This window comes from Chromatiaceae bacterium (assembly GCA_016714645.1).
GTDB lineage: Bacteria > Pseudomonadota > Gammaproteobacteria > Chromatiales > Chromatiaceae > M0108.
The window spans coordinates 361400-384867 of sequence record JADKCI010000002.1 but is presented as its reverse complement, the minus strand read 5'-3'; the positions used below and the strand labels follow the sequence as shown (position 1 = coordinate 384867).

The window sequence follows — 23468 nt, the reverse complement described above, 5'->3', positions numbered from 1 at the left end:
GGCGGCAGGGATCGTCATTTACTGGATCTCGAGAAAGTCTCCGCCGATGGGCCGGTCCAGCTTGAAGAGCTTGGGATCCAGCTTGGGGTTGCGCTTGGTGTCCAGGAGGCTGAAGCGGGTGATCTGGCCGAAGCTGTCTTCCATGAGCAGGGTATCCAAGGCCTCGCCAATGAAGCCGATACGGATACGCGTGACCTGCCCATCCGCCTTCTTGGGTTGCAGTTCCACCCAGTCCCGCCCGTCGCCGGGGTCCCAGGCGAAAATTTCGAAGTGACGATCGATGGGCTCATTGGACGACAGTAACTGGGCCGGCGTACCGTCCAGGGCGCTGGACTGATTCTGGTGGGAGATCTGATCCAGCTCGATATCATGGAGCCAGACGCGATCGCCATCGGCCACGATGACCTGCTCCATCGGCGCCCGATATTCCCAGCGGAAGCGGCCGGGCCGCTGGAGATAGAGGGTGCCCTCGGACTCGATCATGCGCCCACCATCGGCGCTCAGGGTGTACTGACGAAACTCGGAGGACAGGGTGTTCAACCCCTTGAGATAGTCCTTCAACCGCGCCTCGCCGCTGGGCGCGGCCAGGGCGATCCCATTCAGGATCAAGAGGGTGGCGGTCAAGGCCGCCTTCAGCACCCGGCCCACTTGACCGGGAGGGAGACGTTTGTGAACTGGGGAAAGGGTCCTGGGCATGCGCATGGTTGGTTTCTTCATGGGGTCCGTTAGGGCGAAAATGGCCTGGCGATGACCGCCAAGGACCAGTCTAATTTAAGTATTTGGTGACGATAGGGGCCCTATTGTAGCCCCGCCGGGCCAGAATCGACCCTTTTGCCCCTTCGATCGGTATAGAGTAACGGCCTCTTGGGGGTTATTCTTTTGCCGCCCGCCACCTCAAACGCTCTTTGGACCCGCCCCTATGACCCAGCCTCTTGACTTCGCCAGCCCGGGCGCGGAGACCCTCGGGAGTCGGCGGCCAGACCCGGATCTCGTCGCGCGGCTGGCCTTGAGGCTCCCGCCCCTCCCCCGGGCCCTGGTGCGCGACTTCACCCAGGGCCAGCTCAATCTGCGGGCCATGGGCCTGGTCTATACCACCCTCCTCTCCCTGGTGCCCCTGCTGGCGGTGAGCTTCTCCGTCCTCAAGGGCTTCGGCGTCCACAACCGGGTGGAGCCCCTGCTCCTGGAGGCCCTGGTACCGCTAGGGGAGACGGGCGTGATCATCGGCACCCAGCTCATCCAATTCGTCGAAAACGCCCGGGTCGCCGTGCTGGGCACCCTGGGACTGGTGCTCCTCATCTACACCTCGGTCTCCCTGATCGAGAAGACCGAGGAGGCCTTCAACCATATTTGGCATGTCGCCCAACCGCGATCCCTGGCTAATCGCTTCAGCCATTACCTGACCGTCATCCTGGTCGCCCCGGTGCTGTTTCTCTCGGCCTCGGGTTTGGCCGGTTCCATCCAGTCCAGCGCCCCCTTCACCAGCCTGCTGACCAGCGCCCCCGGGTCCGGGCTGCTGGCCCTCCTCGACTGGCTGCTTCCTTACCTGATACTGGCCGCCGCCTTCACCTTCATCTACGTCTCGCTACCCCAGGCCCGCGTCCACTTCCGCCCCGCCCTGGTGGGTGCCCTGGCGGCGACGGCCCTGTGGCGGCTCACGGGCTGGGGCTTCTCCTATTTCATGGCCGGTTCCACCCACCTCACCGCCATCTATTCCGGCTTCGCGATCCCCATCCTCTTCATGATCTGGGTCCATATCGCCTGGCTCATCCTCCTGGCCGGCGCCAGCCTCGCCTTTTACCTCCAGCACCCCGAATACCTGACGACGGCCGACGGGGAGGTGTTGCCCAGTTGCCAGCTCCAGGAGCGCTGGACCCTGGCAGTGGCGGGACAGGTGGCGCATCGCCATTACCATGGCGGGTCACCCTGGGACAGGGACAGCCTGGCCCAGGCCCTGGGACTGCCCTGCTGCCTCGTCGGGAATAGGCTCGAGCTGCTGGAGGCCGGCGGCTACCTGGTGCGTACCGCCGGGGAACCCAGCCGCTTTGTCCCGAGCCGCGCCCCGGATACCCTGACCCTCGCCGGGCTGCTGGACTTCGCCCGGGGCTACCCAGAGACCCTGGGCACCCCCCCGCCCCCGTCCGCCGTTCCCGCCACCACCGCCATCGAGATCCGCCTCGACGAGGCCCGTCACCAGGCCCTGGCCGGTTTGACCCTCAAGGACCTCGCCGATCAGATCGGCGCGCCGGAGGCCTGAGGGTACAGGACAGCCTAAGTCACGATTCAGTCGCTCCCGGTGAATCCTCGGCTTGCCGGCAGGTCAATGCAGGCCTAGGGGTCATCTGCCCGAGTCACGGGTCGGCGTCCCCCCTCAGCCGCGACATTCGCCGCCCCGCCCGCCCCCGGCCCCTGTCAGGCCAACAGCTCCAGGGCCTCGCGCACCGGGCGAAAGGAGCGGCGGTGGATGGGACTGGGACCCAGGGCCCGCAGGGCGGCAATATGAGCTTGAGTCGGGTACCCCTTATGAAGGGCCAGTCCATAGCCAGGATAAAGCAGATCAAGCCGCGCCATCTCCCGGTCCCGGGCGACCTTGGCCAGGATGGAGGCGGCGGAGATGGCGGCCACCTTGGCATCGCCGCCCACGATGGCCGCGACGGGACAGCTCAGCAATGGGCAGCGGTTGCCGTCCACCAGGGCCCGATCCGGGGGGAACGCCAGACCCTGGACCGCCCTGCGCATGGCCAGCAGGGTCGCCTGGAGGATGTTGAGGGTATCGATCTCCACGGGGCTGGCGCTGGCCACACACCAAGCCAGGGAAAACCGCTGGATTTCGGGCTCCAGGAGGGCGCGCCGGGTGGGGGACAGGCGTTTGGAGTCATCCAGGCCCGGGATGGGCCGAGCGGGATCGAGGATGACGGCGGCGGCGGTTACGGGGCCGGCCAGGGGCCCGCGACCCGCCTCGTCAATGCCGGCGATCAGGACTGTGGTTAGCCCCCTGGCCGGGCCTGGCACCATCAAGGGGCCGCGGCCAGTTCCAGCAAGGCCTGGGCGGCCTGGCGACCGGCGTCCCGGCGCAGTTGCCGATGGATGCCGGCGTAGGTCTCCCGGATCTCGACCAGCCGCGGCTCATCCGCCAGGAGCGCCAGCAGGGCCGGCCCCATCAGTTCCGCCCGGCATCGGTCCTGGATGAATTCCGGGGCCAGTTCCCGGCCGGCCAGGATATTCGCCATGGCGACCTGGGGGACCTTGATGAGGTTGAACACCTTGACCAGGCGATAAGCGAAGGCATCGAGCCGGTAGCCCACCACCATGGGACGTTTGAGCAGCAAGGCCTCCAGGGTGGCGGTGCCGGAGGCGGTGAGGACGGCATCGGCGGCAATCATGACCTCCCGCCCCCGGCCATCGACCAGGGTCAGGGGGATCTTCAGGCCAGTCCGCGCCAGGATCTCCTCAAACAGGTCCCGCAGGCGCGGGGATACCAGTGGCACCACGAAGGCGAGCCCGGGTTGATGCCCCTGACACCAAGCGGCCGTCTCGATGAAGGGCCGCGCCAGCAGCTTGACCTCACTGACGCGACTGCCCGGCAGGAGGGCGATCACCGGCCCGGAGAGGGGCAGACCCAAGCCCTGGCGGGCCGCGCCCCGATCTGTTTCAAGGGGGATCTCGTCCGCCAGGGGGTGACCGATGTAGCGGGCGGCCACGCCCCGCTCGCGCAGAAAGTCCTCTTCGAAGGGGAAAATGCTCAGCACCAGATCGACGGCGGAGCGCAGGCCCTTGACCCGCCCGGGCCGCCAGGCCCAGACGGTGGGGCTGACCAGGTGGGCGGTGGGGATACCCGCCCGGCGCAGGCGCCGTTCCAGAGTCAGGTTGAAGTCCGGGGCGTCCACGCCAATGAAGAGATCCGGGCGGTGGGCCAGAAAATAGTCGCCCAGTTGGCGCCGCAGGCGCAGGACCTCTGGCAGGTGCTTGAGGACCTCCACCAGCCCCATGACGGAGAGGCGCTCCTGATCGAGCAGGGTCTCGCAGCCCGCCTCGGCCATGCGCGGCCCGGCCACGCCGATGAAGCTGATATCGGGCCGCGCCTCGCGCAGGGCACGAATGACACCGGCGGCCAGTTGATCGCCGGAGGGCTCGTTGGCGACGATGCCGATGCGCATCGGCGCGACAGGCTCAGCGCACAAAGCCGCGCGGACTATTGGCGACAAAATCCGCCAGATGATCGACCTCCGGGCTCCGCAGGGCGTGCATGGCCACCAAGGCCTCCGCCAACCTTTTCTTGGACTTGTAGAGCAGGCGAAAACCTTGCTTGATGGCGGCGATGGCCTCGGGTTTGAAGTTTCGCCGGCGCAGGCCCTCGGAGTTGATGCCACGCGGATGCGCCGGATGGCCGTTGACCAGGACGAAGGGCGGGATGTCCTGGGCCACGACGGAACCGCCGCCGGAAAAACAGTGGGCGCCAATGCGACAGAACTGGTGGATGATAGTGAAGCCCCCGAGGATGGCCCAGTCCTCGACGCTGACATGACCCGCCAGGGTGGTGGCATTGGCCATGATGATGTTGTCACCGATCAGGCAATCGTGGGCCACATGGACATAGGCCATGAAGAGATTGTCACTGCCGATCCGGGTCACCCCCAGACCTTGGGCCGTGCCCCGATGCAGGGTGACAAACTCGCGGATGACATTACGATCCCCCACCTCCAGCCGCGTCTCCTCGCCGGCGTATTTCTTGTCCTGGGGGTCCTCGCCCACGGAGGCGAACTGAAAGATGCGGTTATCGCAACCGATGTCGGTAGGTCCGCGCAGGACGGCGTGGGGGCCTATGGCGGTGCCGCGCCCAATGCGCACCCGGGGTCCAATGATGACATAGGGCCCGACCTCAACGCCCTCGTCGAGCTCGGCGGCGGGGTCGATGATGGCGGTGGGATGGATCATGCCTAGAAATCCCGCGCGGTACACATGATCTCGGCGGAGGCCGCCAGCTTGCCATCCACATGGGCCTCGCCCGTGAACATCCAGATGGCGCGCCGCACGGCCCGCAGCTTGACGGTCATGATGAGCTGATCGCCAGGTTCCACCGGGCGCTTGAAACGGGCCTTGTCGATGCCAACGAAATAGTAAAGCTTGGAGCCGACCTCATCGGGCCGGGACTCCATGGCCAGCAGGCCCGTGGCCTGGGCCATGGCCTCGATGATGAGAACGCCGGGCATGATGGGCCGGGTCGGGAAATGGCCCGTAAAATATGGCTCGTTGAAGGTCACGTTCTTCAAGGCCACGAGATAATCGTCGCGCTGGAAATCCAGCACCTTGTCGACCAGCAAAAAGGGATAGCGGTGCGGCAGATGACTGAGCACCTCGTGAATATCCATCGTGTTCAAGGCTGTCTCCCTTGGGTGAAGGAGGGCTGGCAGGGGAAGAGACGCGGCGGGGGGCCGGCTATTCGGAGTCCTGTTCCACTCCCTGGATCAATTTTGCCAGCTCGGCCTCGAGGTGCTTGACGCGCCGCGTCAGATCGTCGAGATGACGGAAGCGCGCGGCGTTGCGTCGCCAGTCCGCGTTCGACATAGCTGGGATGCCGCTGCTATAGACGCCTGGTTCCGGGAAGGAGCGCGTGACCATCGCCATCCCGGTGAAATGCACGTTATCGCCGATCTCCAGATGCCCGGCCATGCCCACGGCCCCGGCGATGGTGCAATCGCGGCCAATGTGGGTGGAACCCGAAATGCCGGAACAGGCCGCCATGGCGGTATTCTCGCCGATGCGGCAGTTGTGGCCAATCTGGATCAGGTTGTCGAGCTTGGCCCCGGCCTCGATGATGGTATCCGTCAGGGCGCCGCGATCCACGCAGCTATTGGCGCCGATCTCGACATCATCCCCGATGTCCACCCCCCCCAGTTGGGGCATGCGGAACCAGCGATTACCATCCCGCGCGAAACCAAAGCCATCCCGGCCGATGACGCAACCGGGCTGGAGCAGGGCGCGGCGGCCCACCCGCACTCCGGCGCAGAGGGTGACCCGCGCCACCAGTCGCGCCTCCTCGCCAATGCGGCAGTGGGCGCCAACGACGGAACCCGGCCCAATGAAGGCACGGGGGCCGATCTCGACGCCCTCCTCCACCACGGTACCGGGGCCAATCCAGGCGCTGGGGTCCACCTGGGCCGTTGATGCCACGACCGCACTGGGGTGGCGACCCGTGGGCATCGCGGGTGGGGGATGGAGGAGCCAGCCCGCCTTGGCATAAGCCAGGTAGGGGTTGTCGCCGATCATGACCGGAACGGGGCAATGCTCGCGGTCACCGGGGCCGAGAATGACCGCGCCCGCTCGGGTCAGGCCCAGGGGGGCGCGATATTTTTTGTCGGCATAGAAACAGAGGTCCCCTGGACCGGCATCGGCAAGGGTTGCGATACGACCAACCCTGGCATCCGGGTCTCCCTCTAGCGCGAGACCAAGTTGCTGGGCGAGTTCTCCGAGGGAATATTCCAAGATAATGATCGCCGGAACGGGGAAAGGGGCCGGGTTATGCCTACTTGGCCTGGTGCTTGGCCCGCATCCGTTCCACCACCTCGTCGGAGATGTCGATGCGTTCACTGAAATAGAAGACGTCCTTGCCGCTAACGATGAGGTCAATGCCGCGTTGCTTGGCCAGTTCGGTCACCACTTCCTCCACCTGCTTGCCAAGCTTGGTGCGCATCTCGTTCTGGCGGAGGGTGAGATCCTCCCGCGCTTCACCTTGGGCGTACTTGAGCTTGCGATCCCGATTACGGATATCGTTGGAGAGGCGCTGGGCCTCCTCGGTGCTCATGAGGGCGGCATCCCGTTCCAGACGCGCCTGCAAGGCCGTCAGTTCTTCCTGCTGTTCGCGTAACTTCCGCTCGCGGTCGGCGACCGCCTGCTGCAACTCATTGCGTGCCTGCTCGTACTGAGGCGATCTTTCCACGATACGGTCGGGATCGATCGCGGCCACCACATAATCCGCCGCCCGCACTTGGGCCCCGGTGGACCCCAACAGACAGACCGTGACCAGGAGAAAGTAAAACCTCGACATGATGCTCATCACCCTAGAAGGCAGAGCCCAAACCAAACTGGAAGACCTGGGTCTGGTCACCCTCCTTCTCGTTAATGGGGTAGGCGACGCTGGCGAAGATGGCGCCGACGGGCGACAGCCAGACCACGGACACCCCCGTCGAATAGCGCAGGTCTTCCAGGGCAAAACCATCGGGCGCGATCAGACCGTTCATGGAAGAGGTTGTCCAGACGTTGCCAAAGTCAAAGAAGGCGCTGAGCCGGATGGTATCGGCGAAATCTCCGGAAATGGGCGGCGGCACGAAGAGTTCCATACCCCCTATAATTTTGATGTTACCGCCGATGGGATCGCCTACCCCAGCGACCTCGCGCGGTCCCAGGGAATTCTCCTCCCAGCCACGCACCGACCGGGAGCCACCGGCGTAGAAGTTCTCGAAGAAGGGCAGTGTGGTGGTATCCCCGTAACCGTCCCCATAACCCAGATCGGCACGCATGGAAAGGGTAAATCGCCGCGCCAGGGGGTAATAGTGGCGGTGGCGATAGGTGAGGCGCCAGTACTCCAGCGTACTCCCTGGCCCGGCCGCCTCAAGGGCGAGGTTTTGCAGCAGGCCCTTGGTCGGAAAGACGGTGGTATCACGCGAATCCTTGGTATAGGAGGCATTCAGGACGTAATTGTTGTAGCTATCGCCATTAATGAGGGCAAACTCCTCGGCCACTGTCGAAAAGCCCGGCTTCAAATTGATGTATTGATATTGGAGTCCCAAACCGGCGCGGCTGACGTCTGAAATGGGCAGGCCCCAGTTGATGCCAGCAATGCCCAAATCAGTTGAGTAGGGAGCGAGATCCAGATTTTCAAAATCGGTCTCCCGGTACGACAGGATGAAGCCGCGGCTGATACCGTTGATGGTGTAATAGGGATTGGTGTAGCCCAATTCGTAAACCGTATTGGCATCGCTGGTATTGAAGGCAAAGGAGACCCGCTTACCCGTGCCCATGAAGTTATTCTGGGTCACGCTGGTATTGAAGAGGATGCCCTGGGTCTGGGAATAGCCCACACCGGCCATGAGATTGCCGGAAGGCTTTTCCTTGACGGTGACATCCACGTCCACCTGATCCGGGGAACCCGGGACCGCCGGGGTTTCGATATTCACTTCGTCGAAGAAGCCCAGGCGTTGCAGGCGTTCCCGAGACTCCTTGACCAGTTCCGAGGAGAACCATGCTGCTTCAAGCTGCCGCATCTCCCGGCGCAGGACCTCGTCGCGGGTACGGGTATTACCCTTCATATTCACGCGCCGGACATAAACCCGCTTGCCAGGATCAACGAAGAAGATGACCTTGACCTCTTTCTTTTCATCATTGATCTCGGGGATGGTATTCACATTGGCGAAGGCATAGCCCTCGTCCGCGAGGCGGCGGGATACCCGCTCCGCGCTCTGGGTCGTCGCCTTGCGCGAGAAGGGCTCGCCGCGGCGCATGTGAATCAAGGGAAAGACCTCCTCGGCCGGCAAGGTCGGCTGGCCAGCGAGTTGGATATCGCTGACCATGAAGATGTCGCCTTCATTGATAACGACCGTGATGTAGATTTCCTTGCGGTCGGCACTGATCGAGACCTGGGTGGATTTGATTTCGAACTTGATAAAGCCCCGGTCCAGGTAGAAGGAGCGCAAGGTCTCCAGGTCGCCGCCCAGCTTCTGCTTGGAGTACTGATCGTTTTTGGAATACCAGGAGGCCCAATTGGACTTGCCAAGCTTGAAAAGTCCCAGCAATTCCTTTTCGGGGAAGGCCTCGTTGCCGATGACGTTGATCTGCTTGATGCGCGCCGTCAGGCCCTCGATGATATCAATCGTGACCCGTACCCGGTTGCGATCCAGGGGTGATACCGTGGTCTGGATCTCGATTCCGTATTTGCCGCGTGAAAAGTATTGATTCTTCAGTTCCTGTTCGATGCGGTCCAGGATGGATTTGTTGAAGACACGGCCCTCCGCAAGGCCGATCTCCTTGAGGGCGGCGCGCAATGCCTCCTCGTCGATATCCTTGTAGCCCGTCAGAATGATCTCCGAGACCGCGGGTCGTTCCTGAACCGTGACGACCAGGACGGTGCCGTCGCGCTCGACCTTCACGTCCTCGAAGAATCCCGAGGCATAAAGGGCGCGAATGCTCTTGGCCGTGACCTCTTCCGTGGTGCTATCGCCAATCTTGACGGGGAGCAGACTGAAGACGGTGCCGGCGGAAATCCGCTGGAGGCCTTCGATACGGATGTCGGTCACCTTGAAAGTGTCCGCCAAGGCGGTCAGGGGCCCATTCAACAGCAGGCCCAGCGCCAGGACGATCAGGACCAGGGCATGGCGGGCCACCCCTGAAAAACTTCTCTTGGAAACGCCCAAAGCTCATCCCCCTGTGCGGAGAAGCCGCCTGCCTCGACGGCCAAAATAATGACGGGCTAGTATAGGCGAAGGGAATCACGAACAAAACCACCATGGCGGCCCTGCGGCCAAGGAATACCCCCGGCGGGGACCTAAAAGGCGGGCGAGGAGCGCCAGCCGGGTCCTCTTAATTCAACAGGCGTTGAATATCGACGAAGAAGGCCAGGGACATGAGGGCGGCGAGCAGGGCGACTCCGATACGCTGACCCTGCATCTGCACCTGTTCGGACAGGGGTCCGCCCTTGATCGCCTCGACCAGAAAGAACAGCAGATGCCCCCCGTCCAGGACTGGAATAGGCAGGAGGTTGAGCACGCCCAGACTGATGCTGACAACGGCCAGGAATTTGATGAAATAGCTCCAGCCATGATTGGCGCTGCGCCCGGCGCTTTCGGCGATGGAAATGGGACCGCTCAGGTTCTCGATGGAGGACTGGCCCGTCAGCATGCGGCCCATGACCTTGAGCATCAGCCAACTCATGTCCGCCGTTTTGGCGACGGCGGCGCCCAAGGCATCGACCGGCCCCAGCCGCACCACGGCGCGATATTGCGCCAGCAGTTCCTCGGGTACTTCCACCCCGGCACCGACCCGGCCAATCTCCCCGGTGGGGCTTGGGGCGGTGCGCGGGGTCAGGGCCAGTTCCAGCTCCTGGCCGCCGCGGGCGATCCGCACCCGGAGGGTCTGGCCCGGATGGTCCCGCACCATGGCGACCCAGGCGTCCCAACTGGTGACGGGCTTATCGTTGGTGTCGAGGATCAGATCGCCGGTCTGGAGACCGGCCTCCGCGGCCGCCTCGCCGGGAATGACCTCGCCCAGCACCGGCGGGAGCAGGGGGCGGGCGGGCGCCAGGCCAAGATTACCAAGGATGGCCGGATCTTCCGGCAGGGCCGCCAGGGCCTGGCCATTGAGCACGTAGGTCCGCTCGTCCCCCTCCGCATCACGTATCCGCACCGGCAGATCCCGGCCGTCCAGGGCCTCGGCCATGAGGGCAAAAACCGCTGCCTCCCAGGTCGGGGTGGGGCGATCACCCACCCGCAGCAGTTCGTCTCCGGCCTCCAGCCCCGCCTCGGCGGCGATGGAGCCGGTAGCCACGGTGCCGATCAGGGCGCGACTGCCGGTATCCCCGGTGACCAGAATGCCCCAGTAGAGCAGGATGGCGAAAAGGAGATTGAAGAGGGGACCGGCCAGTACGATGGCGGCGCGCCTCCAGAGTTTCTGTCGGTTGAAGGCCCGATGGACCTCTGCCGGATCAACCTCTTCCTCGCGCTCATCAAGCATCTTGACGTAGCCGCCCAAGGGGATGCCTGCCAAAACGTATTCGGTGCCATCCCGCCGCCCCACCCAACGCAGCAGGGGTCGTCCGAAGCCGATGGAAAACCGCAGAACCTTGACCCCCAGGCGTCGAGCCACCCAAAAGTGGCCGAACTCATGCACCGCAATGAGGATGGCGAGGACGACGATGAAGGAGAGGATGGTATGGAGCAGGTCTGGCATGGTCTTTTATTCGACCAGGGTTGGCAGCAATTGTTCCGCCAAGGCGCGTGCCTGGCGATCCGCCTCCAAGAGACTCTCCAGCCCATCCCGACTGACGGCCTGGGCTGGCACCCGCTCCAGGGTCGCGCCGACCAGGCGGGCGATGGTGGTATAGCGGATGCGCCCCATCAGAAAGGCCGCCACGGCGATCTCATTGGCGGCATTGAGGATGGTGGGGGCCGTACCCCCGGACTCGGCGGCCTGGATTGCCAGGGACAGGCAGGGGAATCGATCCAGCCCCGGTGGCTCGAAGTCTAGGCGGCCGACGGCGAAAAGATCCAGGGGTGACACGCCGGAACTCAGGCGTTCCGGCCAGGCCAGGGCATGGGCAATGGGGGTGCGCATGTCCGGGTTGCCCAACTGGGCCAGTACCGAGCCGTCCACGTACTGCACCAGGGAATGAATGACGCTTTGGGGGTGAATGACGATCTGGATGCGTTCCGGGCGGGTGCCGAACAGCCAGCACGCCTCGATGAGTTCCAGGCCCTTGTTCATCATGGTGGCGGAATCCACCGAGATTTTGCGCCCCATCCGCCAGTTGGGGTGGGCGCAGGCCTGGTCCGGCGTCACCCGTTCGAGTTCCGCCAGGGGCCAGTCGCGGAAGGGACCACCGGAGGCGGTGAGGAAGATCCGCTCCACGCCAACCTGGTCGAGGCCATGCTCGTAACCCGCGGGCATACACTGAAAAATGGCGTTGTGTTCGCTATCGATTGGGAGCAGCAGGGCGCCACTGGCGGCGGCGGCGGACATTAGGATCTCGCCGGCGACGACCAGGGCCTCCTTGTTAGCCAGCAGCAGTCGTTTGCCGGCCCGGGCGGCGGCCAGGGTGGGCAGCAGACCGGCGGCGCCGACGATAGCCGCCATAACGATATCGACCTCGGGCAGGGCGGCCACCTGGGCCAGGGCTTCGGGCCCCGTCAGCACCTCGGGGGCCCCAGCCATGTCCGCGAGCAGGCCACGCAGGCGCTCCGCCGCCCCGACATCCGCCAGGACGGCCAGGGCCGGCCGGTGGCGGCGACACTGCTCGGCCAGGCGCTCCGCATCCCGGTTGGCGGTTAGGGCCACCACGCGATAAAGCTTTGGGTGGCGTCCCACCACGTCCAGGGTACTGATGCCGATGGAGCCCGTGGCCCCCAGAACGCAGATCCCCTTCATGTCGGGACTCCCAGCCAGATCAGACCCAGGACGAAAAAGGGCGCGGCGGCGGTCAGGCTGTCGATGCGATCCAGGAGGCCGCCATGACCGGGCAGGAGATGGCCGGAATCCTTCACACCCTGGCGGCGCTTGAGGAGACTTTCAAACAGATCGCCCACCACGGAGATGAAGGCGGTGGCCAGGCACAGCAGGAGGGCACCCAGGGTGGCGAGGGGCGCCAAATCCAGCCAGTAGCCCAGCACCAGGCCCAGCAAGGTCGCGCCCGCCCCGGCCCCCAGAACCCCCGCCCAGGTTTTGCCCGGACTGAGGACGGGCGCCAGCTTGGTCCTGCCCCAGCGGCGGCCGGAAAAGTAGGCGGCGATGTCCGCCGTCCAGATGAGGATCAGGAGAAAGAGTACCAGGGCGGGGCCCTGGGACGGGGCGCCGTGGAGCTGGGTCATGGCCAGCCAGGGACCGGTCAGTGCCAGCAGCCCCGCCAGCAGGCGTCCCGGGGCTGGACCCACGCCCGGTTCGATCTGCTTCAGCCGGAAGAGCCAGACCGCGACCAGCCACCACCAGAGGCTGACCAGCAGGAGCAGGGGCACCACCCCCGCCTTGGGCAGAAGCCAGAGCAGGATCAGGGCGGCGCCGAGGAGGGCGACATAGGCCAGCCGCACCGCTGGCCTGGTCAAGCCCCCCAGGGAAGACCACTCCCAGGCACCACCCAGCAGGATCAGGCCCAGGGCCAGGGCGAAGCCCCACGGTGGCAGGGCCAGCACCGCCAGAAGGACGATCGGGGCCAGGACCGAGGCGGTCAGAACGCGAAGCTGGAGGCTGGTCAGGGCCACGAGGATACCCGGTCCGGATCGTGGGGAGATTCAGGGGCCGAATCGAGAGCCCGGGAGCCCTGTCCCATCACCTGCTCGGAGGTCTGGCCAAAGCGACGCTGGCGCCGCCCGTAGTCGGCCAGGGCCTCGGCGTAGGCCGCGGCGCCAAAGTCCGGCCACATGAGATCGGTAAAATAAAGTTCGGCGTAAGCCGACTGCCAGAGCAGAAAGTTGCTCAACCGCCGCTCGCCACCGGTACGAATGAAGAGGTCGGGATCCGGCAGGCCAGCGGTCGCCAGGTGGGTTGCGAGGGTGGCCTCATTGAGGGTGACCGGGTCCAGCTGCCCCGCGACGGCTGCCTGGGCGATACGGCGCGTCGCATCAGCCAGGTCCCAACGGCCACCATAGTTGGCGGCGATTTGCAAGGTCAGTTTGGTATTGGTGGCCGTCGCCACCTCGGCCTCGGCGATCTCTGAGCGCAGACGTTCGGGGAAGGCCCCGAGATCGCCGATGACGCGCAAGCGCCCACCATTCCGCTTGAGTTTTTTCACCTCGGATCTCAAGGCGGTCAGGAAGAGTTGCATGAGGAAATCGACTTCGGGTCTGGGCCGCCGCCAATTCTCGCTGCTGAAGGCGAAGAGGGTCAGGACCTCGACCCCCTGGCGGATGCTTTCCTCGACCACGGCCCGGACGCTCTTAACTCCCGCGCGATGCCCGGCGCCACGGGGCAGTTGACGCGCCCGGGCCCACCGGCCATTGCCATCCATGATAATGGCGACATGCCGGGGGACGGCGCCCGCGCCCGCCTGCTCGCTCATATTTTCGGCCATGCGGTGCTCGTGTCCTGGTCCGTCGGATCAGATGGCCATGAGGTCCTTTTCCTTTTCCTCCAAGAGCAGGTCGACCTCCTTGACATATTTATCGGTCAGTTTCTGGATGGTTTCCTGGCCCCGACGTTCGTCGTCCTCGGAAATCATCTTCTCCTTAACCATCTCCTTGAATTCGTTATTGGCCTCGCGCCGGATGTTGCGGATGGCCACCCGGCCCTGCTCCGCCTCGGAGCGCGCCACCTTGATGAGATCCCGGCGGCGCTCCTCGGTCAGCGCCGGCATCGGCACCCGGATCACGGCCCCGGCGGTGTTGGGGTTGAGCCCCAGGTCGGACTGCATGATGGCCTTCTCGACCGCCGTCACCATGCCCTTTTCCCAGGGGGCCACGGCCAGGGTACGGGCATCCTCGGCGGTGACGTTGGCCACCTGCTTGATGGGCACCTCGTTGCCGTAGTAATTGACCCGGATGTGGTCCAGCAGGGAGGGGTGGGCGCGACCGGTGCGGATCTTGGCCAGTTCGAGGCCTAGGGCCTCGACGCTCTTCGCCATCCGCGACTCGGCGTCCTTGTTGACATCGTTGATCATCTCAGTCTCCGCTCTCGACCAGGGAACCGATGGCCTCGCCCTTGATCAGGCGCATCAGGGCCCCGGATTGATGGATGTTCATGACGCGTATGGGAATCCGATTATCCCGGCACAGGACGATAGCCGTGGTATCCATGACCTTGAGGTTCTCGCGCAAGGCCTGATCATGGGTCAGGCGGGGGTAGAAGACGGCCGCTTGGTCCTTCATGGGGTCGGCGGAATAGACGCCATCGACCTTGGTGGCCTTAATGAGCAGTTCCGCGCCTATCTCGACGGCGCGGAGACTGGCGGCGGAATCCGTGGTGAAGAAGGGGTTACCCGTGCCGCCAGCGAAGATGACCACCCGCCCCTTTTCCAGATGACGCATGGCGCGCCGGCGGATGTAATCCTCGCAGACCTGGTTGATGCGCACGGCGGACATCACGCGAGTGGCGACACCCATCTGCTCCAGGGCATCCTGCATGGCCAGGGCATTCATGACCGTGGCCAGCATGCCCATGTGGTCACCGGTGACCCGGTCCATGCCGGCTCCGGCCAAGCCCTCGCCCCGAAAGATGTTACCGCCACCGATGACCAGGGCGAGCTGAATGCCCGTGTCCGCCAGCCCCTTCACCTCCGCGGCGAGCCGGCCCATAACGCCGGGATCGATACCGAACTGGCCGCCGCCCATGAGGGCCTCGCCGCTAAGTTTGAGCAGAATCCGCCGATAGGCTGGTTGGGACACGGGTTGAAGTCTCCGTTAGGGTGTTCCGCGTGAGTAGATTGGACCGCTGCGACAGGGGCGGAGGGGCCAGACCGGCGCCGTTCCAGGGGCCGCCTGGCCCCAGGGAGGGGGCCCACGCCGACTTACGCCGTTGCGCGCCCCCCATCACCTGGCTAGTCGCCCCGCACCTGAGCCATGACCTCGTCGGCGAAGTTTTCCTGCTTCTTCTCGATGCCCTCGCCCACCTCGACGCGGGAGAAACGATGGACCTTGGCTCCGGCGCGGCCGAGCAGCTTTTCCACCGTGACCTCGACGTCCTTGACGAAGGGCTGACCCAGCAGGGTGATCTCCTCCATGTACTTGCGGACGCGGCCGTCAATGATCTTGTCCATGATCTCCGCCGGCTTGCCACTCTCCAGGGCCTGGGCGCGGAAAATATCCTTTTCCTTCTCCAGCACCCCGGCGGGAACCTGGGTGGCATCGACACAGAGGGGGTTGCTGGCGGCGACATGCATGGCGATGTCCTTGCCCAGCTCGGTGTCACCGCCCTCCATCTCCACCAGGACGCCAATGCGTACCCCATGGCGGTAACTGTGCAACTGGCCCTGGGCATCCTCGAACCGGACCAGGCGGCGCACCTGAATATTCTCGCCGATCTTGGCGATCAGGGCCTCCCGGGCCTCGGCGATGGTGGTCGCCTCGCCCGCGCGAATCGGCAGGGCGCTCAGGGCCTCCACATCCGCCACCCGGGCGGCCAAGGCGGCCTCACCCACGGCATCGGCGAAATCCTTGAAGTTGGCATCCTTGGCGACGAAGTCGGTCTCGCTATTGACCTCGACCATGACGCCGCTTTTACCATCGGCGGCGACCTTGATGACCACCACGCCGTCGGCGGCGATGCGGCCAGCCTTCTTGGCGGCCTTCGCCTGACCGGACTTGCGCATGGCCTCGATGGCGGCCTCGATACTACCCTGGGATTCCACCAGGGCCCTTTTGCACTCCATCATGCCGGCCCCGGTACGCTCTCTGAGCTCCTTGACCAATGAGGCGGTAATCTCCATCAAACAAATCTCCGAAAATCTGGTATCGCGAAAGTGCCCGGCGCGGCCCTTAGGTCCGGCGCGGGGCGAAAACTGGATTCAGGGGCACCTGCCCGAGGGGCCGGGCAGGGGGTTCGCCCCTGATGAGGTTTGGCCGGGGCCAGGACGTCAGCCGGCGACCGCCGCCGGCGCGGACTCCATGTAGTCATCAACCCGGCCGGCCATAGCGGCGGCACTTTGCCGGCCGTCCAGGATGGCGTTGGCGGAGCCGGAGATGTAGAGGCGCACGGCGCGGATGGCGTCATCATTGCCGGGAATCACATAGTCGATAGGGCCGGGATCATTGTTGGTGTCCACCACGCCCACCACCGGGATACCCAGTTTGTTTGCCTCGGTCACGGCCAGCTTCTCGTGGCCCACGTCGATGATGAAGATGGCATCCGGCAAGCCACTCATCTCCTTGATACCGCCCAAGCTCAACTCCAGCTTCTCCTTCTCCCGGCTCAGGCCGAGGGCCTCCTTTTTATTGAAGCGGTTGACGGAGCCATCCTCGAACATGGCCTCCAGGTCCTTGAGGCGCTTGATGGACTGCTTGATGGTCTTGAAGTTGGTCAACATGCCGCCGAGCCAGCGATGGTTGACGAAGGGCATGCCGCAGCGGATGGCCTCCTCGCGGATGGCGTCACGGGCGGCGCGCTTGGTGCCGACAAAGAGCACCTTGCCGCCGTTGGCGGACAGGGAGCCCATAAAATTCAGGGCCTCGCGGAAAAGGGGCAGGGTCTTTTCCAGGTTGACGATATGAATCTTATTGCGGTGGCCGAAGATATAGGCCCCCATCTTGGGGTTCCAGTAACGGGTCTGGTGTCCGAAGTGGACGCCAGCCTCCAGCATGTCCCGCATGGATATTTGGCTCATGATAAAAACCTCGATTGGTTGGGTTGAACCTCCACGCCTCCCCAGGAAACAACCCGCGCAAGCGGGCACCCGGTTATCCCGGTGACGAGCCGTGTGTGGCGATGACAGGGCCCGCGCCGGGCGCGAGCCAAAAAATAGCGCGAAAAACCTTTTGTTTCTCGCGCCTTGGGGCCTAACGGCAAACATCCAACAGCCAAAAATGGCGAATCGGTTTGCCGATCAGCGTCGCCTTTTATACCATAAGCGACTGGATTCGAGCAATTTCAAGCCAATCCCGGCTTGTCTCCCGAACCATTCCCACCTTTCGCCACTCCGGAAGTACCAGCCCCAGCATGAGCGTGACCATCAAGACCGCGGACGAAATCGCGAAAATGCGCGTGGCCGGACGCCTGGCCGCGGAGGTTCTGGAGATGATTGAGGAACACGTGGTCCCCGGCACCACTACTGAGGAACTCGACCGCCGCTGTCATGACTACATCGTCCAGGAGCAGGGGGCCATCCCCGCCCCCCTGAACTACCGCGGCTTTCCCCGTTCCATCTGCACCTCGGTCAACCATCAGGTCTGTCATGGCATCCCCAGCGACAAGCAACTCAAGAGGGGCGACATCCTCAACATCGACATCACCGTCATCAAGGATGGCTATCACGGTGACACCAGCAAGATGTTCTGCCTCGGCGAACCCTCCATTCTGGCCCGCCGCCTGGTAAAGGTGACCCACGAGGCCCTCTGGATCGGCCTGGACCAGGTCCGCCCCGGGGCGACCCTGGGTGACATCGGCCATGCCATCCAGAGTTACGTCGAGAGCCACCGCTTCTCCGTGGTGGAGGAATACTGTGGCCACGGCATCGGCCGCGACTTCCACGAGGAGCCCCAGGTTCTGCACTATGGCAAGCGCGGCGCGGGTATGGTGCTGCGTGCCGGCATGTGCTTCACCATCGAGCCCATGGTCAACGCGGGCAAACGCTACATTAAGCTGCTACCGGACGGCTGGACGGTCGTCACCAAGGATCGCGGCCTCTCGGCTCAGTGGGAACATACGGTCCTGGTCACCCCCGATGGCCACGAGGTCCTGACCCTGCGCCACGAGGAGCGCGGGGAGCCGAGCCAGCCATGAGGATGGGGTCCAAGGCCGAGGCCCTGGTGGCATTCGCCCAAGCGCGTCTCGACGAGGCCCTGACCGCGGGCTCCGAGCCCATTCCCGCCTTTCGCCAGGCCCTGCGCGAGGGCCGCCAACGCCTCTTCGAGGCCTTTGACCAGGGCGTCCCCGCCGCCGATCTGGTCCGGACCCACAGCCTCCTGGTCGATACCATCCTGACCCGCGCCTGGGCGCGTCACCTGCCCCCGGCCAGCCCCGGAGCACTACCCCTCGCCCTGGTCGCCGTCGGTGGCTACGGCCGGGAAGAGCTGCACCCTGGATCGGACCTGGATATCCTGATCCTCCTGGGCGAGGACAAGGGCGAAGACCGGGCCGCCCTCGATGGCCCCCTAGAGGCCTTCATCACCTTCCTCTGGGACATCGGCACCGAGGTCGGCCAGAGCGTGCGCACCCTGGACGAGTGCGTCGCGGAGGCGCGGGCCGACGTCACCGTCATGACCAACCTCATGGAGGGCCGCCTGATCACGGGTGATGCCCAGCTCCTCGCCGCCATGCGCGCCGCCACCGGGCCGGACCGCCTCTGGCCCAGTGACGCCTTTTTCGCCGCCAAGACCGCCGAGCAACGGCAACGCTGGCACAAGTACGGTGGCACCGCCTACAACCTCGAACCCAACATCAAGGAAAATCCCGGCGGCCTGCGTGATATCCAGATGATCGGCTGGGTCGCCAAGCGCCATTTTGCCGCCGACACCCTCCACGACCTGGTCCTGCATGGCTTTCTCACCGAAGGGGAGTACCTCACCCTGATCGAGGGCCAGGCCCGGCTATGGCGCATCCGCTTTCAACTCCACCGCCTGGCCGGACGCCGCGAGGATCGGCTCCTCTTCGACTACCAGCGCAGCCTGGCCCGCGACTTTGGCTTCGTGGATGACGGCAACCACAACCTGGCCGTCGAACAGTTCATGCAGCAGTACTACCGCACCGTCATCGAGCTGAACCGGCTCAACGAGATGCTGCTGCAGCTCTTTCAGGAGGCCATCTTGTTGCGGGACCAACTGGGGCCGCCGGTGGTTATCAACCGGCGTTTCCAGGCCGTCGGCGGCTTCCTGGAGGTGACCCACCCGGACGTCTTCCGCCACAACCCCGTGGCGCTGCTGGAGATCTTTCACCTGCTCCAGACCCACCCCGAGATCCGGGGCGTACGGGCCAGCACCATCCGCCTCATCCGGGAGCGCCGCCACCTCATCGACGACCGCATCCGCGCCGACCTGCGGGCGCGCAGCTTCTTCATGGAGATCATGCGCCATCCCAAGGGTCCCGCCGAGGCCCTCTCCCGTATGAATCGCTACGGAGTCCTGGCGGCCTACCTGCCGGCCTTCGCCAATATCGTGGGGCGCATGCAGTACGACCTCTTCCATGTTTATACCGTGGACGAGCACACCCTGCGGCTGCTGCATCACCTCTGCGACTTCGCCAACCCCGAGGGCGATGAAGAATCGCCCTTCCGCGCCAACGTCGCCCAAGAGATCCCCAAGCTGGAGCTCCTCTACCTGGCGGGACTCTTCCACGACATCGGCAAGGGCCGCGGCGGCGATCATTCCGTCCTCGGCGCCCGCGATGCCTGGGACTTCTGCCAACTCCATGAGCTGCCGGAGTTTGACAGCCGCCTCGTCTCCTGGCTGGTCGAAAAGCATCTGGTCATGTCCATGACCGCCCAGCGCAAGGACCTGAGCGACACCCGCGTCATCCAGGAATTCGCCACCCTGGTGAGCGACGTCGATCGGCTCAACTACCTTTATCTACTCACCGTGGCCGATATGCGCGCCACCGATCCCGGGCGCTGGAATGCCTGGAAGGACTCCCTCCTCAAGGAGTTGTACCAGGCCACCCGCCTCGCCCTGCAACGGGGCCTGGAAAACCCCCTGGCCCAGGACGACCTCATCCAGCAAAAGCAGGATCAGGCCCTGCGCCAGGTGGGTGCTTATGGTCTGAGCCGTAACCAGTGCACCCTCCTCTGGATCAAGTTCAGCCTTGATTACTTTCAACACAACGCCCCGGACGAGATCGCCTGGCAGACCCGGCTGGTTCTGACCAATCCCCCCGGCAACCTGCCCCTGGTCGCCATCCGCCCCGTGACGACCCGCGGCTGCTCCGAGGTCTTCATGTACACCCCGGACCGCAACCTCCTCTTCAGCCGGGCCACCGCCGTCCTCGACCAGCAGGGCCTGAACATCGTCGATGCCCGCATCATGACCACGGACGATGCCATGGCCCTCAACTCCTTCCATGTCCTCGACTACCAGGGCCAGCCTCTCACGGACCCGGTCGCCATGCGACGACTGGCGGATGCCCTGCGCAAGGTCCTTGCCCACCCGGAGGATGAAATCCAGGGCGTCCGCCGGTTGCCCCGCAAGCTCAAGAACTTCCCCACCGTCACCGAGGTCAGCTTTCTGCCGGACCCGCGCAATCATCGCACCCTCATGCGTCTCGCCACCCTCGACCGCCCGGGCCTCCTGGCCGAGATCGGCGCCATCTTCGAGGAGGGTGGCATCCGGCTCCACAACGCCAAGATCGCCACCGTCGGGGCCTTGGTGGATGACGTCTTTTTCATCACCACCCGCAACGATACCCCCATCACCGCCGAGACCTCCCTGCGCTGGCTGCGCTCCGAGATCCACCGCCGTCTGGAGCAGGCGGGGGATTGAGTCCCCCCGCCAGCCCCCTCGCCCGTCCCGTAATCGCGCGGGGCAACATCCAAAAACTTGATGCAGGACAAGGCATCCCTGGGTAAATTTGGTAAATAATTAAATATTGAATTTCAGACCCACGGCAGTCGTCGGCATAGCCGTCGCGCGGGCACTTTAGAGGGTGGTCAGCGACATGAGCAAGGCGATCCGCTTTTGTATTATTTTGTTATCCTTTGCATTTTTTTCCTCGCCCCCGAGTGCCACCGAGTCCTCCGGGGCGGATCCACTCCCCCCCACCGACCAGCCCATCGCAAGCGCAACGGGCGATCAATGGCTTGACGCCGTGCGCGCTCAGCGCCAGGCCTGGGAAGAGCGCCGCCGCGCCTCGCGGGAGGCCCGGGATGCCCGCCGCCGCCAGCATAACCCCAGGGCAGAGGCCATTCTTTTAGATCAAGAGCGGCGTCACGACATCTTCCTGGGACAGATCGAACGCGACCGCGAACATTTTCTTGGCCAGGGTCCCTGGCAAACCCCAGCACCGCCTGCCCCCCCGAACCCGGAAGCCTCACCGGACAAACCCAACACCCCCCTGAACGGCTGGGATAACCGCTGGTACTTTCGGGGCTATTGAATAGCCGCGGGATCGCCCCAGAAGGGATCGGAGACCAGGAACGCGCTGCGTCTCCCTCCTGCAAGGCGGGGTCGATCGCTATATCACGGACTCATGTTTCAATTTTTCCCTAGCCCACCATGATTCTTCCCCTTATCGCCCTTGTCGTTGGCCTGGCCCTCCTGGTCTGGAGCGCCGATCGGTTCGTGGATGGAGCGGCCGCCTCCGCCCATCATTTCGGCATGCCGCCGCGCCTCGTCGGCATGGTCGTCGTGGGCTTCGGCACCTCGGCGCCGGAGTTGACGGTCTCCGCCCTGGCGGCCTATCAGGGCAGTTCCGGCATCGCCCTCGGCAACGCCTACGGCTCCAATATCGCCAATATCGCCCTCATCCTGGGGATCACGGCCCTGATCAGCCCCATCGTCGTCAACTCACAGGTGCTTCGCAAAGAACTGCCCATCCTCGCCGCCGTCACGGCCCTGGCGGCATGGCAGGTCTGGAGCGGGGCACATCACCCGCGGGGATGCCTGGACGCTGCTGGCGGTCTTCGCCGGCGTCATGGGCTGGATGATTTGGCAAGGTCTGCGCAAGACGGCGGATACCCTGGATCACGAGGTAGAGGAACAAGTCGCCGCCCTGGCCATGACCACCCGCCAGGCCCTGTTCTGGACCTTCGCCGGCCTAGTGCTGCTGATCCTGAGTTCCCGGCTCCTGGTCTGGGGCGCGGTCGCGATCGCCCAGGGCCTGGGGATCAGCGACCTGATCATTGGCCTGACCATCGTCGCCGTGGGCACTTCGCTGCCGGAACTCGCCTCCTCCATCGTCGCGGCGCGCAAGGGGGAGCACGACCTGGCCCTGGGCAACATCATCGGCTCGAATATCTTCAACACCCTGGCCGTGGTCGGCATCGCCGGGGCCATCAGCCCCCTGACCGTCGGACCGGAAGTCTTTAGCCGCGACATCATGACCATGGCGGTGCTGACCCTGTCGCTCTTTGTCCTGGGCCGGGGCTATGGCGGCAGGCCGGGACGGATCAGCCGCCTGGACGGCACCCTGCTGCTCCTGGCCTATATCGCCTACACCGGCTATCTGATGGTCGAAGTGTTCACGGCTTGAGGGGCCTTCGCTTCAAGCCACGCCACCGTCTCTCCCCACCAGGCCGCCGCCGCGTAGGCGGGCCAATCATTGTGGCCGGCCTCCGGAAACAGCCAGAGCCGCTTGGGCTCGGGTAAGGCCGCATAGAGGCCCTGGCTATGGGCCGGCGGCACGATCTGGTCCTGGCCAGCGATCAGCACCGCCTTCGGCCCTTGAAAAGGCTGGAGGGCGGCCCGCGTGTCATACCGATCCCGCACCAGCCACCGCGCGGGCAGGTACCAATAGAGCGCCTGGGCCAGATCGGGCAGGTTGTCCCAGGGGGTAATCAACACCAACCCCCTGGCCGGCCCTTCGGGAGCCACCGCCACCTGGGCGGCCACGGCGGCGCCGAGGGATTCGCCCCATACCCACAAGGGTTCACCAAAGGCCGCCCTTGCCAGGCGGACCGTCTCTCGCCCATCCGCCACCAGGGAAGCCTGGCTCGGGGTGCCCTCCCGCCCGCCATAGCCGGGATATTCCGCCAGAATGACGCGGAGTCCCAGGGGTTCGAGAGCGTTCAGGTACCAGGTCCGATCCCGGGCACTGCCCGCATTGCCATGAAACAGCACCAGGGTGCCACGCCAACCCTGAGTCGCCATGGCATCGGCGCGGACATAGCCCCGAAAAGCCGGCCCACTGGCCAAGGGCCAGGTTGCAAGGGCCGGCCCCAGGCGCGAGCGCAGGTTCGCGGCCGATGGCGGCGTGGGATCGGGCAGGTACAGCAACTGGTCTTGGCTCATGGTCATGAATCCGATAAGAAACAGATAGCCGAGGAGCAATGGGGAGGCAAAGATCAGAAATCGCCAGGGTCGCATGGATCAAGCACCTGAAGGGGATGAATGAGCAAAGGCCGGCCACATCCTACCCGAAAAGGGCCCACCCGCCTGGACCCAAAGGACCGCTTCGATGGTTGGGTCATCCAGGATGCGGTC

Annotated in this window: 21 protein-coding genes and 1 pseudogene; 5 read left to right on the top strand and 17 right to left on the bottom strand. The window is 64.7% G+C overall.

What is annotated here, in order from left to right:
• Positions 1 to 18 precede the first annotated feature (18 nt).
• Entirely contained in the window at positions 19 to 696 is a 678-nt protein-coding gene (gene lolA / locus IPN92_08790) for an outer membrane lipoprotein chaperone LolA (GenBank protein ID MBK8638367.1), read from the bottom strand.
• Between the two features lie 223 nt (positions 697 to 919).
• Between lolA and IPN92_08785 the strand changes: the two genes are divergently transcribed.
• Positions 920 to 2254, top strand: a complete 1335-nt coding sequence (locus IPN92_08785) for a YihY/virulence factor BrkB family protein (protein MBK8638366.1) — start codon at positions 920 to 922, stop codon at positions 2252 to 2254.
• Between the two features lie 155 nt (positions 2255 to 2409).
• Here IPN92_08785 and rnhB read toward each other — a convergent pair whose 3' ends face one another.
• The 15 genes from rnhB to rpsB form a co-directional block, all read right to left on the bottom strand.
• Positions 2410 to 3012, bottom strand: a complete 603-nt coding sequence (gene rnhB, locus IPN92_08780) for a ribonuclease HII (protein MBK8638365.1) — start codon at positions 3010 to 3012, stop codon at positions 2410 to 2412.
• A complete protein-coding gene (gene lpxB / locus IPN92_08775; GenBank protein ID MBK8638364.1) occupies positions 3012 to 4154 on the bottom strand; it encodes a lipid-A-disaccharide synthase in 1143 nt (380 codons plus the stop codon). Before lpxB ends, rnhB begins: the two co-directional genes overlap by 1 nt.
• Positions 4155 to 4167: 13 nt before the next feature.
• Entirely contained in the window at positions 4168 to 4932 is a 765-nt protein-coding gene (lpxA, locus tag IPN92_08770; GenBank protein MBK8638363.1) for an acyl-ACP--UDP-N-acetylglucosamine O-acyltransferase, read from the bottom strand.
• A gap of 2 nt (positions 4933 to 4934) precedes the next feature.
• Complete coding sequence (fabZ, locus tag IPN92_08765; GenBank protein ID MBK8638362.1) at positions 4935 to 5366, bottom strand: 3-hydroxyacyl-ACP dehydratase FabZ; 432 nt, start codon at positions 5364 to 5366, stop codon at positions 4935 to 4937.
• Positions 5367 to 5433: 67 nt separating this feature from the next.
• Complete coding sequence (lpxD, locus tag IPN92_08760; protein ID MBK8638361.1) at positions 5434 to 6480, bottom strand: UDP-3-O-(3-hydroxymyristoyl)glucosamine N-acyltransferase; 1047 nt, start codon at positions 6478 to 6480, stop codon at positions 5434 to 5436.
• A gap of 40 nt (positions 6481 to 6520) precedes the next feature.
• Complete coding sequence (locus IPN92_08755; GenBank protein ID MBK8638360.1) at positions 6521 to 7051, bottom strand: OmpH family outer membrane protein; 531 nt, start codon at positions 7049 to 7051, stop codon at positions 6521 to 6523.
• A 4-nt stretch (positions 7052 to 7055) separates the two neighbouring features.
• Positions 7056 to 9374: an outer membrane protein assembly factor BamA gene (bamA, locus tag IPN92_08750; protein ID MBK8638359.1), complete on the bottom strand. Its 2319-nt coding sequence runs from the start codon at positions 9372 to 9374 to the stop codon at positions 7056 to 7058.
• A 196-nt stretch (positions 9375 to 9570) separates the two neighbouring features.
• A complete protein-coding gene (rseP, locus tag IPN92_08745; protein MBK8638358.1) occupies positions 9571 to 10935 on the bottom strand; it encodes an RIP metalloprotease RseP in 1365 nt (454 codons plus the stop codon).
• 6 nt (positions 10936 to 10941) lie between these two features.
• Positions 10942 to 12129 (bottom strand): 1-deoxy-D-xylulose-5-phosphate reductoisomerase, encoded by a 1188-nt coding sequence (locus IPN92_08740; GenBank protein MBK8638357.1) that lies wholly within the window; start codon positions 12127 to 12129, stop codon positions 10942 to 10944.
• Positions 12126 to 12950, bottom strand: coding sequence for a phosphatidate cytidylyltransferase (locus IPN92_08735; GenBank protein MBK8638356.1), 825 nt, complete (start codon positions 12948 to 12950; stop codon positions 12126 to 12128). The genes IPN92_08740 and IPN92_08735 overlap by 4 nt, the downstream gene beginning before the upstream one ends.
• Positions 12947 to 13765, bottom strand: a complete 819-nt coding sequence (uppS, locus tag IPN92_08730) for a di-trans,poly-cis-decaprenylcistransferase (GenBank protein MBK8638355.1) — start codon at positions 13763 to 13765, stop codon at positions 12947 to 12949. Before uppS ends, IPN92_08735 begins: the two co-directional genes overlap by 4 nt.
• A gap of 27 nt (positions 13766 to 13792) precedes the next feature.
• Complete coding sequence (gene frr, locus IPN92_08725) at positions 13793 to 14350, bottom strand: ribosome recycling factor (GenBank protein MBK8638354.1); 558 nt, start codon at positions 14348 to 14350, stop codon at positions 13793 to 13795.
• Between the two features lies 1 nt (position 14351).
• A complete protein-coding gene (locus IPN92_08720) occupies positions 14352 to 15074 on the bottom strand; it encodes a UMP kinase (GenBank protein ID MBK8638353.1) in 723 nt (240 codons plus the stop codon).
• 152 nt (positions 15075 to 15226) lie between these two features.
• Positions 15227 to 16114, bottom strand: a complete 888-nt coding sequence (locus IPN92_08715) for an elongation factor Ts (protein ID MBK8638352.1) — start codon at positions 16112 to 16114, stop codon at positions 15227 to 15229.
• Positions 16115 to 16261: 147 nt separating this feature from the next.
• Entirely contained in the window at positions 16262 to 16993 is a 732-nt protein-coding gene (gene rpsB / locus IPN92_08710; protein ID MBK8638351.1) for a 30S ribosomal protein S2, read from the bottom strand.
• 347 nt (positions 16994 to 17340) lie between these two features.
• Here rpsB and map point away from each other — a divergent pair, with 347 nt between their 5' ends.
• The 4 genes and pseudogenes from map (at position 17341) to IPN92_08690 (ending at position 22518) form a co-directional block, all read left to right on the top strand.
• Entirely contained in the window at positions 17341 to 18123 is a 783-nt protein-coding gene (gene map / locus IPN92_08705) for a type I methionyl aminopeptidase (GenBank protein ID MBK8638350.1), read from the top strand.
• A gap of 2 nt (positions 18124 to 18125) precedes the next feature.
• Positions 18126 to 20810: a [protein-PII] uridylyltransferase gene (gene glnD, locus IPN92_08700; protein MBK8638349.1), complete on the top strand. Its 2685-nt coding sequence runs from the start codon at positions 18126 to 18128 to the stop codon at positions 20808 to 20810.
• 175 nt (positions 20811 to 20985) lie between these two features.
• A complete protein-coding gene (locus tag IPN92_08695; protein ID MBK8638348.1) occupies positions 20986 to 21423 on the top strand; it encodes a hypothetical protein in 438 nt (145 codons plus the stop codon).
• 119 nt (positions 21424 to 21542) lie between these two features.
• Positions 21543 to 22518, top strand: a pseudogene (locus IPN92_08690) (calcium/sodium antiporter).
• Here the strand turns inward: IPN92_08690 and IPN92_08685 are convergent.
• Complete coding sequence (locus IPN92_08685) at positions 22488 to 23276, bottom strand: alpha/beta hydrolase (GenBank protein ID MBK8638347.1); 789 nt, start codon at positions 23274 to 23276, stop codon at positions 22488 to 22490. The pseudogene IPN92_08690 and the gene IPN92_08685 sit on opposite strands and share 31 nt — an antisense overlap.
• Between the last annotated feature and the right edge of the window lie 192 nt (positions 23277 to 23468).